This window comes from Selenomonas sp. AE3005 (assembly GCF_000686945.1).
GTDB lineage: Bacteria > Bacillota > Negativicutes > Selenomonadales > Selenomonadaceae > Selenomonas_A.
In genome coordinates, this window is the sequence record NZ_JMME01000002.1 from 245918 (window position 1) to 257937 (window position 12020).

At 41.9% G+C, this 12020-nt stretch carries 9 protein-coding genes; all 9 read left to right on the plus strand.

The genetic code is table 11. The features are described 5' to 3' along the window. Positions 1 to 328: 328 nt before the first annotated feature. Positions 329 to 2755 carry a 1-deoxy-D-xylulose-5-phosphate synthase gene (locus tag DL94_RS15555; protein WP_231464505.1) on the plus strand — a complete coding sequence of 809 codons (2427 nt, stop codon included), beginning with the start codon at positions 329 to 331 and terminating at the stop codon, positions 2753 to 2755. Between the two features lie 205 nt (positions 2756 to 2960). Then, complete coding sequence (locus tag DL94_RS0103560) at positions 2961 to 4043, plus strand: tyrosine-type recombinase/integrase (protein ID WP_028128965.1); 1083 nt, start codon at positions 2961 to 2963, stop codon at positions 4041 to 4043. Beyond that, entirely contained in the window at positions 4033 to 5478 is a 1446-nt protein-coding gene (locus DL94_RS0103565; protein WP_081798753.1) for a tyrosine-type recombinase/integrase, read from the plus strand. Before DL94_RS0103560 ends, DL94_RS0103565 begins: the two co-directional genes overlap by 11 nt. Then, positions 5468 to 7000 carry a tyrosine-type recombinase/integrase gene (locus DL94_RS0103570; protein WP_028128967.1) on the plus strand — a complete coding sequence of 511 codons (1533 nt, stop codon included), beginning with the start codon at positions 5468 to 5470 and terminating at the stop codon, positions 6998 to 7000. Before DL94_RS0103565 ends, DL94_RS0103570 begins: the two co-directional genes overlap by 11 nt. Further along, positions 6981 to 7400, plus strand: a complete 420-nt coding sequence (locus tag DL94_RS14125) for a DUF6262 family protein (RefSeq protein ID WP_051586282.1) — start codon at positions 6981 to 6983, stop codon at positions 7398 to 7400. The genes DL94_RS0103570 and DL94_RS14125 overlap by 20 nt, the downstream gene beginning before the upstream one ends. A gap of 90 nt (positions 7401 to 7490) precedes the next feature. Beyond that, entirely contained in the window at positions 7491 to 10322 is a 2832-nt protein-coding gene (locus DL94_RS0103580; protein WP_231464508.1) for a DNA methyltransferase, read from the plus strand. A gap of 417 nt (positions 10323 to 10739) precedes the next feature. Continuing rightward, a complete protein-coding gene (locus DL94_RS0103590; protein ID WP_028128969.1) occupies positions 10740 to 11168 on the plus strand; it encodes a nuclear transport factor 2 family protein in 429 nt (142 codons plus the stop codon). Positions 11169 to 11204: 36 nt separating this feature from the next. Further along, positions 11205 to 11723: a flavodoxin gene (locus DL94_RS15980; protein WP_028128970.1), complete on the plus strand. Its 519-nt coding sequence runs from the start codon at positions 11205 to 11207 to the stop codon at positions 11721 to 11723. 21 nt (positions 11724 to 11744) lie between these two features. Then, positions 11745 to 11990: an SDR family oxidoreductase gene (locus tag DL94_RS15985; RefSeq protein ID WP_304412635.1), complete on the plus strand. Its 246-nt coding sequence runs from the start codon at positions 11745 to 11747 to the stop codon at positions 11988 to 11990. The last annotated feature ends 30 nt before the right edge of the window (positions 11991 to 12020 follow it).

Here is a 12020-nt window from a genome sequence, read left to right on the forward strand (position 1 = left end):
GATGTTAGCCAATAGCATATAGTATCAAAAAATACTTGGTGTGCTGTTCATTTTATGAAGAAGCCGGAGTAGACAATTGACACTTATCGTGTCGAAGTCTTCTCCGGCTTTTTTTCTTAGACAAACAAAATATCGTGCCTGAGTTGCAATAGGGCAAAGGATATTCTTATATGGCAAAATGATTTTGATTTTATAAAATCTATTTTGCCATTTTGGAGTACCCTCTCCTTATTGCACCCATTTTGAGGAAATACAGGTCTGTGGACTCCAGAAGGTTCACAGGCCTTTTTCTGTGTCCTTTGCCCGGCTCAGGGGAAAGGACACTATCATGAAAATCACATTGTACTACGAAGACAAGAGTCATCCAACCGTTCTGGAGGTTCCTGATGAGGAATGCACTGTGATGGTGGAAAAGGACTATCAGCAGCGACTGGCAGGAGTAGAAGACAAGGAGAACATCATTGCCATCATCGGCGATGGTTCCATGAGTGGCGGTGAGGCTTTGGAAGGACTGGATACGGCCGGGGAAATGAAGTCCAATCTGATTATTGTGTTCAACGATAATGACCAGAGCATTGCTGAGGTTCATGGCGGTATGTATAAGGGCTTCAAAGAGCTGCGCGATACCAACGGTAAGTCAGAGCGTAATCTGTTCAAAGCTATGGGGCTTGATTACCGGTTCGTCGCTGACGGTAATGATACGGAAGCACTGATAGTTGCTTTTGAAGAGGTTAAGGATATTGACCATCCAGTGGTAGTGCATATCGTTACCCAAAAAGGAAAAGGTTATAAGTTTGCCGAAGAGAACAAAGAAGACTGGCATTGGCATATGCCCTTTGATATTGAAACGGGCGAAGTAAAACAGCCAATGATTGATCCCTACGCAGAGCAGACTGCCGAAACTTTCCTGCGGCTGGCCAAGGAAGATAAGAAATTCATTGCCATCTCTGCAGCTACTCCGGCCAGCATGGGGCTTACTCAAGCTCGTCGTAAGGAGTTGGGTGAGCATTACATTGACGTGGGGATTGCCGAGGAGCAGGCCGTGGCCATGGCATCTGGGTTGGCTAAAAATGGTGCTCATCCTGTCTTTGGAGACTATTCAAGTTTCTTCCAGCGCACCTATGATCAGCTGGCGCAGGATGTATGTGTCAATAACAGCCCCGCAACCTTCCTGGTGTTCTGGGCCTCCATGTATGGCATGAACGATGTGACGCATCTGGGCTTTTACGATATTCCCATGATGAGCAATATCCCGAACCTCGTGTATCTGGCACCGACTTCCCCGGAAGAATATCAGGCTATGCTGGACTGGGCTGTCCCCCAGGATAAATATCCCGTGGGCATCCGTGTCCCCCATATGATGGTGCCAAGTTCCAATCGTTCTGTTCGCAAGGATTATGATGAACTGAACAAGTATGAGATGGTACAGCAGGGCAGTCATGTGGCTATCCTTGGCTTGGGTAGTTTCTACAATCTGGCAGAGGAAACGGCAGCTAAGCTGAAGGAGCAGGGGATTGAGGCTATCGGTGATGGTTCCATGAGCGGTGGTGAGGCTTTGGAGGGGCTGGATACTGCCGGGGAAATGGATTCCAATCTGATTATCATATTTAACGACAATGATATGAGTATCGCTGAAGTTCACGGCGGCATGTATAAGGGATTCAAAGAGTTGCGTGATACCAACGGTAAGTCGGAGCGTAATCTGTTCAAGGCAATGGGGCTTGATTACCGGTTTGTAGCGGATGGCAATGATGCGGAGGCTTTGATTGCTGCTTTTAAGGAAGTCAAGGATATCGACCATCCTGTTGTTTTGCATATTGTGACACAGAAGGGAAAAGGTTACAAGATTGCCGAAGAGAATAAAGAAGATTGGCACTGGCATATGCCGTTTGATATCGAAACGGGTGAAGTAAAGCAGCCGGTGGTCGACCCTTATGCTGAGCAGACGGCAGAAACCTTCCTGCGTCTGGCGAAGGAGGATAAGAAATTTATTGCTATCTCGGCAGCCACTCCTTCCAGCATGGGACTTACCCAGGAACGCCGTAAGGAACTGGGCGAGCATTACATTGACGTGGGCATTGCCGAGGAACAGGCCGTGGCGATGGCTTCGGGACTGGCCAGAAATGGTGCTCATCCTGTCTTTGGGGATTTTTCCTCTTTTTTCCAGCGTACCTATGACCAACTCTCCCAGGATGTGTGCGTAAATAACAGCTCTGCCACTTTCCTGGTGTTCTGGGCATCAATGTATGGTATGAATGATGTGACGCATTTGGGGTTCTACGATATCCCCATGATGAGCAATATTCCGAACCTCGTGTATTTGGCACCGACTTCGCCGGAAGAATATCAGGCCATGCTGGATTGGGCAATTCCGCAGGAAAAATATCCTGTGGCCATTCGGGTGCCCCACATGATGGTGGGCAGTTCGAATCGTCCGGTGCGCAAATCCTATGATGAACTCAATAAGTATGAAGTAGTGAAGGAAGGCAGCCGTGTTGCCATCATTGGTTTAGGGAATTTCTACAATTTGGCGGAAGATGCGGCGGCTAAACTCAAAGAACAAGGCATAGATGCCACACTTATCAATCCAATCTTCATCAGTGGGCAGGATAAGGATTTGTTGGAAAAACTGAAAGCCAACCATGAACTGGTCGTAACCTTGGAAGATGGCGTCCTGGACGGCGGCTTTGGCGAAAAGATTGCCCGCTTCTATGGTGCAGATAAAATGATATCTACAGTAGGTAGTGTATTATAAGTTGGTTACTATAGAGGTAGTGATATAACCAGTAAATACAAGGGGGGATAGACATATAGACGTATAGTAAGTGTTCCTTGAAAATTGAATATACTCATTGATATTATTCTGTAGAATAATGATTGAATAAATATAGTTTATGTTATATAATATAGGAAGATAGACGTATTAGACATGGATTTGATGTATTGGAGGGATTTGATACATGGAGTTACATGTTATAGGACGTGCAGGAAGCCAGGCAGTTGTTCTACTGGATAATGAAATGAGGATTGTTAAGCCAGTATACGACTACCTGAAGTTTCAGCGACAAAAGGATAGAGCGCTTAATACCTTGAAGGCAAATGGAAGTGACTTAAGAACCTATTGGGAGTTCCTTGGTGAGTACGGATATGAGTATGATAAGGTTACACCGATGATGATTGCTGAGTTTATAGATTATCTCAGGGCATCAGAAGATGTAACTGTTCTCCACAAAGAGAGCAAGAGGACGAACAAGACAATCAACAGGATTTTAAGCACGGTTTATAATTTTTATCAATTTGAAGTTGATATGCATGAAGTAAACAATCCCATCTTGATGCACGATGTAAACAGGCCATTCAATGCTTTCAAGGGAATATTGGAGCATGCCAAGGCTGACAATAAGACAAAGCATTCGATATTTAAAGTTAAAGAGAGTAACTATAGGGTGCGCTTGGTTACAGATGATGAGATGAGGTTATTCTTGAATCATCTGGATAAGCGCAGAGATATTCTCCTGTATAAGATGCTTTATCTTACTGGCGCAAGGATTCAGGAAATACTAGACCTTGAAATTGATTCTGTCCCTCTACCGGATATGTCCAAGGCTGTAGGATGCTTCCAGCAGATTAAATCTAAAGGCAAGCATAGAGATTTATATGCGCCAATGTTATTGATAAAAGAGATTGATGACTTCATTTTGGAAGAAAGAAATTTAATCGATACGGAGCATGGCTATATCTTTGTATCAGAACAGAAAAGGCAGCTTGGCAAGCAGCTTACCTATAGTGCTGCCTATGACAAACTTAAAAAGGTGCAGAAAGAGGTTGGGGTTGCCTTCAACTTCCATGATTTGAGACATACATTCAATTCACATCTAGCTGAGATGGGCATGGACATAAGCCTTAGAAAAATACTGATGGGACATGAACATATTTCTACTACACAGATATATACACATCTTTCTGCTCCGTATATAGAGGATAGCCTGTCAAGATATTGGAGTTGTAGTTCATTGCTAGGAGGTGGCTCTGATGACAGGTAGGCCAGAAAGTGATGAATGGAATATCATTGACAACGATAAAGAGTCACAGTACTATGGGAAAAACTTCAGATTTGATTTTTCATATATTTCAAGTGAAATAATCAAGGATATTGTAAAGGATTATACTTGGCAGAATTACAAGGTCGGAAATATAGTGTTGTACACATTGTACAATTATGTCAACGGTGATTTCTATTATTTCAATAACTTTGCAAATACAAGGAATATTACATCTTTGACGGAACTTACCAATATAGATGTAGACTACTTTATCTCATACTTACATACGACTATTTCAAAAGAAAGAAATAAGCCTTTATCATCAGGCTCCCAAAGAAAATGCCTATATGTATTAAAAAATATAATTTATTGGTGTCAAATTCATAGACCTAATGATGTACCTGTAAATGAAATCTTTACAGGGAATGAGTATACTGGTGCCAATCGCAAGCTCAAAATAGATTTTATTCCAGATTATGTCGTTGCACAGATAAATGAGGCACTTAAGACAGAAGAAAATCCTTATCTGAAGTATGGCATTATTATTCTACAATCGACTGGAATGCGTATAGGAGACCTCTTAAAGCTTCGTATTGACTGTATTAAGCCACACCCGATTAGTGGTTATACAATCGAGTGGACTCAGCATAAAGTACGCAGAAATAAGGCTCCTATGCCTGTTAGAACCGAATGTGTAGCTGCAATAGAAAATCTTATTGAGCTCACAGCAGAACTTCGTAATGAAGCTGATGAGAAGGATAAAGATACACTTATGATATGGCGCCCTCCTACAGGCCAAGCCGCAGGACGTGTAAGAGTTGTTGGAGCAGTCACATTTTATTACATATGGCTTGATAAATTTGTCAGAGACCATAACATCAAAGATACCAATGGTGATTACTTCCACCTCACAACCCACCAGTTTAGACGCACACTGGGGACTGATATGCTATCCAAAGGAACTAATATAAATGTCATTCAACAAGTATTAGGGCACTCGGTTCCATCAGTCACACAGCGATTTTATGCAGACGTCAAAGACAAGGAGCGGGCCGAGGTGTTTAGCAATATAGGTATCATTGGTAACATCAATCAGATACAGAGCAGTGCTTTTGACAGTATAACTGAGTTTGAATGGTTCAAGGCCAACAAGGACAAGTGCGTTGCAGGCTTATGCGATGGTTACTGCACGAAGCCTGTTACAGATGGCAATATCTGTCCGAGGCTTCTTAAAAGACAGAAATGCTATACATGCAGTCGTTACATCACAACGCCAGAATACTTGGAGACTCATAGGCAGCACTTGGCAAATCTTGAGAGACAGATGGAAGAAGGAAAAATCTACGGCGAGCACTATGCAGAGCATTTCATTACAACGATACAAGTTTTAAAAGTCATCATTGAAAGATTGGAGGGATTGCAAAATGGCAACTGACTTGACGAAGCTACAGGTAATAGAGCCTGGTACAGACATAAGTAACATAACCATAGGCAATTCCAAATACAGTGATGACATATGGGATTTACGACCTTTAATTCCTGCCAAAACGATACAGGAGTGTCATAAATACATTCGCTTTGAATACATTTCTAATGCGGACATGAAAGAAGTTGTTAAACAATATGCTTACTATAAACTTGGGAAGACTAAGCCACAAACTGTAATAGGCTATATCAATGGCAGAATTCCTAACTTCGTAGAATATTGCTCCTTAACAGGTATTCATAGTTTTGCGGATGTCACCTTAGAAGATTATCTTGGCTTTAATCATTGGATGAAGGATGAAAAAAAGGTGGCAGTAAGTACAGGAAATGTAATCTGTCATATAGTAGAGGAAATTATCCGCATCGGTCAGATAAAGGGATGGAATGTGCCCAAATTTCATCTGCCCAAGACGGCATCTGCTGGTCAGTTATGGGATGTGCAAAAAACGAGGAGAAACTCTAGGACAAAACCTATTCCAGAAGATGTGTTTGATAAGGTTTTGTATCATGCGGTACATGATGAAAAGGATGTGCTTACAAAAGCTGGCATCATCATCCAGAGTCAGACCGGGCTTCGTATCAACGAGGTTTTATCTATACGAGAGGGCTGTATAAAACATACAGCAGATGGATATGACTACATGGAAGTCACACTTAGTAAGACTGAGAAAGGTGAGCCTGTCATACATAAGGTTTTTATAAATGACCTTGTAAAAGACACCATAGATGAGCTTTCAGAGTACACAGCAGAACTTCGCAAGGAAAGCGGATTGAAAGAATTGTTTCTTGTTAGGAATCATGGTATTAGAGTCTTGAATACGGAAAAGTGGAGCACCATTCGGTTGCCTCATTTTATTGAAAGGCACGATATCCGAGACAATAAAGGTAAGTTATATTCACTAAAGTCACATCAGTTCAGGGCAACTTTCGTAAGGGAACTGGTTAAAAGAAAAGTCCCCATTGCCATGATTATGAAGCAGTATTCTCATGTATCAATAGAGATGACGGCACATTACCTTACCTTGCAAGAAGCAGAAGTCAAAGAAATATATTCTGATATGATTTTAAGCCCGGATTCAAAGATTGCGGGACTTCGCGCTAAAGAAATCAAGGGTAAGCTGGATACGCTTTTTCATGGTAAAACTGAGGCTGAGATTGATGATATTATTACAGGGCTTGCCAAAACCATGAGCTTTAATCCTCTGCCTACTGGAGTTTGCCTCTACGACTTTAGGCGTGGGAATTGTACAGATGGAGATGGATGCTTCTTTTATAACTGCCCCAACTATATTACAGAGGTCAAGTTCTATCCTGTCTTAAAGGATGAATTGAATTTGCTGGAAAAGGAGATGGCGCGACTAAAAGAGCTTGGACAAGAGCCGGCGTATCAAGTGCAAGCAGTTAAGCACAAGTATCTTAAACCATTAGTTGAAAGCCTGGAGGTGCAGCTGAATGGCAAAGAAAGTATCTGACAGTCAGGTTGCAGGCATAAAGGCTCATGCTGAGGCAAGGAACAAAGCGACCATTGATAAGGTCAATAAGGCTATCGACAGGCTTAAGAGGAAGAAGAATATAACCATCAACTTTGAAACGGTCAGCAAAGAAGCTGGGGTGGCCAGAGCAACCCTTTATAACAACGCGCAACTAAAAGAGCGTATTTTGAGCCTTAGAGCTATCGCAAAGGCCGGCCCCTTAGATGATATAGTCGCTGTGAAAAAGGATAGGATGCAACTCAAGGATGAGAAGATTGCCGCCCTTAGATTACGGGTACAAAAATTGGAGCAGGATAAGAAGAAGCTAATAGAACAACTTGTTGATTACGAAGAATTGCGTTTTGAAAATGAAAGACTTAAATCAAAGTTAAAAGCATAGATGGCGATAAGAGTACAATGGTGTTAAGTGCAATTGCATATAAGGTTAATCGTATATGCTAGATACGCATATTTAGGATGTTTTGACTTAATGGATGTGTATAATGCAGGGGTATCGGAGGATTTTATGACTAACGCAGAGCAAAAGAAGGCTGCACAGGCCTTCGCTGAAAAATGGGCTGGCAAAGGTGATGAAAAGCAAGACAGCCAGAAGTTCTGGATTGAATTGCTGCAGAAAGTGTACGGAGTAGAAGATCCTACAGGACTTTTGGATTTTGAAAAGAAGATACAACTGGGACACACCAGTTTTGTAGACATCACAATCCCAGCAACTCACGTAATCATTGAGCAGAAAAGCTTGGGCAAAGATCTTGAGAAGCCCATCAAGCAGTCTGACGGAACATTCCTTACCCCCTATCAGCAAGCAAAGCGCTATGCTGCAGAGTTCAAATATTCTGAACGCCCACGTTGGATTGTTACTTGCAACTTCGGCGAGTTTAATATATATGACCTGGATGATAGCCAGGTCAAGAGGGAAGTCCTGTATTTGAAGGACTTGCCGAAAGAATTCTATCGTCTGCAGTTTCTGGTCAACATCCAGGCTCACAATACCAAGAAAGAAATGGATCTTTCCATGCAAGCCGGCGAAATAGTCGGCAAGCTATATAATGCTTTGCATGCACAGTACAAAGATCCTGACGATCCGGCAGTCATGCAGAGCCTCAACAAGCTGTGCGTCAGGATAGTGTTTCTGCTTTATGCTGAAGACGCTGGTATCCTGGGCAAGAAAGATATGTTCCATGACTTCCTGCAAAGTGCTGGACCAAAGCATGCCCGTTCTGCTCTCAAAGAACTCTTCAAAGTTCTGGATACAAAAGTTGAAGACCGCGATCCATATATAGATGAAGATTTGGCGGCCTTCCCTTATATCAATGGCGGCCTCTTTGCAGATGAGAACATCATCATACCGACCTTCAACGATGAGATAGTAGAACTCCTACTTACTCATGCCAGCGCAGATTTTGACTGGAGCGGCATCTCCCCAACTATCTTCGGCGCAGTCTTTGAAAGTACTTTGAATCCTGACACCCGACGCAAGGGGGGCATGCACTATACTTCCATTGAGAACATACATAAGGTCATAGACCCATTGTTCTTAGATGGTCTCAAGCAGGAGTTCGAGGATATCAAGCAGACTAAGTATCTTAAAACGAAGAACCAAAAGCTCAATGAGTTCCAGGATAAGCTTGCCTCTCTAGCTTTTTTTGACCCAGCTTGCGGAAGTGGCAACTTCCTTACTGAATCCTACATCTCCCTGCGTCGCCTTGAGAATGAAGTAATCCTTGAAAGATACAAAGAAAAATCTATTGTTCTGAACTTCGTCGAGGGGTACAGCTATATCAAAGTCGGCATCAATCAGTTCTATGGCATAGAGATAAACGACTTTGCCGTGACCGTTGCCAAGACTGCCCTCTGGATAGCAGAAAGTCAGATGCTTGCCGAAACAGAGCAAATAGTTAACGACAGTATAGATTTTCTTCCTTTGAAAAGTTATACGAATATAATCGAAGCTAACGCTTTAAGAATAAAATGGGAAGATGTATTACCTAAAGATAAATGTTCGTATTTAATGGGTAATCCTCCTTTTAGAGGTTATTCACTGCAGTCTGAAAGTCAAAAAAATGATATTCTATCTGTGTATGTTGATGAAGAAGGAACCACTTACTCGAAAGCTGGTAAAATAGATTATGTTGCTGGTTGGTATTTTAAGGCAGCTAAATATATGTATAGAACTTCTATACGAACAGCTTTTGTGTCCACTAATTCCATTACACAAGGAGAACAAGTAGCCGATGTATGGCAACCACTCTATAATAGATTTGGCATACATATTGATTTTGCGTATAGAACATTTCGATGGAATAGTGAATCGAATTCTCAGGCACATGTGCATTGTGTGATTATTGGTTTTAGTCATGGTATAAGTCCAAAAGAGAAAATTCTTATCTCTGGGGAATTAATTCAACACGTAGATAATATTAATCCATATCTTGTTAATGCACCTAATGTATTCATCGAAAGTAGAAGAAGACCTTTAAGTAATGTATCTGAGATGGTATATGGCAACAAACCTACTGATGGAGGCTTTTTGTTTTTGACTCCAGAAGATAGAGATGAGGCTTTGACCAAAGAGCCAGAAATTGGTCCTTATATAAAGCAAATATATGGTGCTAACGAGTACATAAATAACAAGTTGAGATTTTGTCTTTGGCTGCTTGGAGCACCTCCTTCATTAGTGAAAAAATCTAAATTCATTAAAAATAGGGTAAGAAAAGTTCAAGAATTTAGATTGGCCAGTACCAAGCAGGCTACCAAAGAAAGCGCAAAGACGCCTACATTATTTCAAGAAATAAGACAACCCACATCCAATTACATAATTATTCCTAGACATTCATCAGAAAATAGAAGATACGTGCCCATAGGATTTATAACACCTGAAGTAATTGTAAATGATGCAGTACAAATTATTCCTAATGCTACTATTTATGATTTTGGTATTCTTACTAGTAATGTTCATATGGCATGGATGAGAGCAGTTGCAGGCAGGCTTAAGAGTGATTATCGTTATTCTAAAGATGTTGTCTATAATAATTTTCCGTGGCCTGCTCCTACAGAAGCACAAAAAGATATGATAGAAAAAACAGCTCAACTAATTTTAGATGCCCGTAAATTATATCCTAATGAAAGCCTTGCTGACCTTTATGACCCCGTAGGGATGACGCAAGCGACTGAATTACTCAATGCTCACAGAGCTAACGACAAGGCTGTCATGACTGCTTATGGTTTTCCTGTCAAGGGGTTTACCGAAGCAGATTGCGTGGCCGAGCTGATGAAATTATATCAAAAATTAGTGTTCCAATAATGACAAAGAATGTTTTAATAAGAAAAGGAGGACGTAGTAGACAGTATTTTGTGTATATAATGTAAAACCTATGCTATTATGGGAGTTATATACATGTTATACAGAAGTCTACTATAAATAAAACATGAAGGTATTGAACTTCGGCTTGGCAAAAAAATTCTATGACCGCTATGATTATGAGGCCTTAGCCAAGGAAAATCACTTGACGGCTGTGCAGGTCGCAGAGGATATTTTGGCTAATCTGTAAAAAAAAATCCAGGACAGTAACCCAACGAGGCTGCCCTGGATTTTTCTTGTAACAAACTTAATAAAATAATTAAATTGATAATCTAAACTTACGATTGGATATTCTGATATAACATCGCTATAATGAAATCAACAAAAGGAAATGCAGATATGTTGAAAGGGGAATGTCAAATGTCACTGGAGATTTTAGAAGCAAAAGAAGCGATTCGCGAGGTTATTGATGGTTTTGCCAATCTGGAGTGCAATGTGCCGGCGCAGATGGTTTATTTTACTGAGGATGTTCATGTCATGGTTTATATGGGCGATAAGCTCACGATGGATATTCATGGCCGCGATACATTGGAAAAACAGTTCAGCGCCTTTACCGGCGGCATCAAGGCGTCGCACCATCAAAATGGCCAGCAGGTCATTACGCTAGATGGCGATACGGCCACGGATGTACATTACTGCCGGGCGGCCCTCGTGATGGAGGAAAACGGCCATGATGTGGTGTCGGACAACTACATCCGTTATACGGATAAACTCGTGAAGCAAGACGGTAGGTGGCTCATCAAAGAACGCGAGCAGCATTTTGTCATTACGAAGAAACAGGATTTATAAAGAATTTAGACTAAGTTTTCGAGAGGAGTAGAGAACATGGCCAAGACATTGGTAATCTATTATTCCCGCAAGGGACAGAATTATGTAAGCGGCAGTATTGTGGATTTGCCAAAAGGCAATACCGAAATTGTGGCAGAGTTTATCCAAAAGGCAGTAGGGGCGGATTTGTTTGAAGTAGAAACGAAAAAGTCCTATGCGATTGACTATACGCAGTGTACGGTTGAGACCAAAGAGGAACTGCGTAACAATGACCGCCCGGAATTGGTGAAAATGTTGGACTCGGTGGCGGAATACGACAATATTGTTGTGGCCGGTCCGTGCTGGTGGGGAACTTATCCTGTGGCGGTATTCACCCTGCTTGAAACGCTGGATTTCACTGGGAAAAAGGTATTCCCTGTGATGACACACGAGGGCAGCGGCATTGCCGGGGCTCCTGCGGCCTTAAAGAAGTATTGTCAGGGAGCCGTGGTCGGTGAAGGCCTGGCTATACAAGGGGGAGCTGCCGCAGGTTCTGAAGAAAAAGTGGCTGCCTGGGCAAAGAAGAATCTTGCCTAAAAAGGGGATAGATAAAATGATATTGCGCCCGGAATTATCGTTACGCCTTTGGCTATAGATGAATTCAATGGCCCGCGTGGCGATTTTTACAAGAATATGTTTGCCAAATGCCCGGCAGGCCGCCCGGGAACTGCCGATGAAGTAGCTGATGTAGCAGAGCTTTTAATGAGTGAACGTGCGCAGTTTATTACTGGTTCAACATTTTTGGTAGATGGCGGGGCGACAGCCGCTTATTACTATGGGCCATTGCAGCCAAAAGTAAATTGAGTATGAAAAAATCTCTGTAATATGATACTG

What these genes read in the sequence shown, in the direction of transcription:
- DL94_RS14125 (WP_051586282.1), top strand. Translation starts at nt 6,981, where the DNA reads ATGGCAAAGAAAGTATCTGACAGTCAGGTTGCAGGCATAAAGGCTCAT.
- DL94_RS0103580 (WP_231464508.1), top strand. Translation starts at nt 7,491, where the DNA reads ATGGATGTGTATAATGCAGGGGTATCGGAGGATTTTATGACTAACGCA.
- DL94_RS0103570 (WP_028128967.1), top strand. Translation starts at nt 5,468, where the DNA reads ATGGCAACTGACTTGACGAAGCTACAGGTAATAGAGCCTGGTACAGAC.
- DL94_RS15980 (WP_028128970.1), top strand. Translation starts at nt 11,205, where the DNA reads ATGGCCAAGACATTGGTAATCTATTATTCCCGCAAGGGACAGAATTAT.
- DL94_RS0103590 (WP_028128969.1), top strand. Translation starts at nt 10,740, where the DNA reads ATGTCACTGGAGATTTTAGAAGCAAAAGAAGCGATTCGCGAGGTTATT.
- DL94_RS0103565 (WP_081798753.1), top strand. Translation starts at nt 4,033, where the DNA reads ATGACAGGTAGGCCAGAAAGTGATGAATGGAATATCATTGACAACGAT.
- DL94_RS15555 (WP_231464505.1), top strand. Translation starts at nt 329, where the DNA reads ATGAAAATCACATTGTACTACGAAGACAAGAGTCATCCAACCGTTCTG.
- DL94_RS0103560 (WP_028128965.1), top strand. Translation starts at nt 2,961, where the DNA reads ATGGAGTTACATGTTATAGGACGTGCAGGAAGCCAGGCAGTTGTTCTA.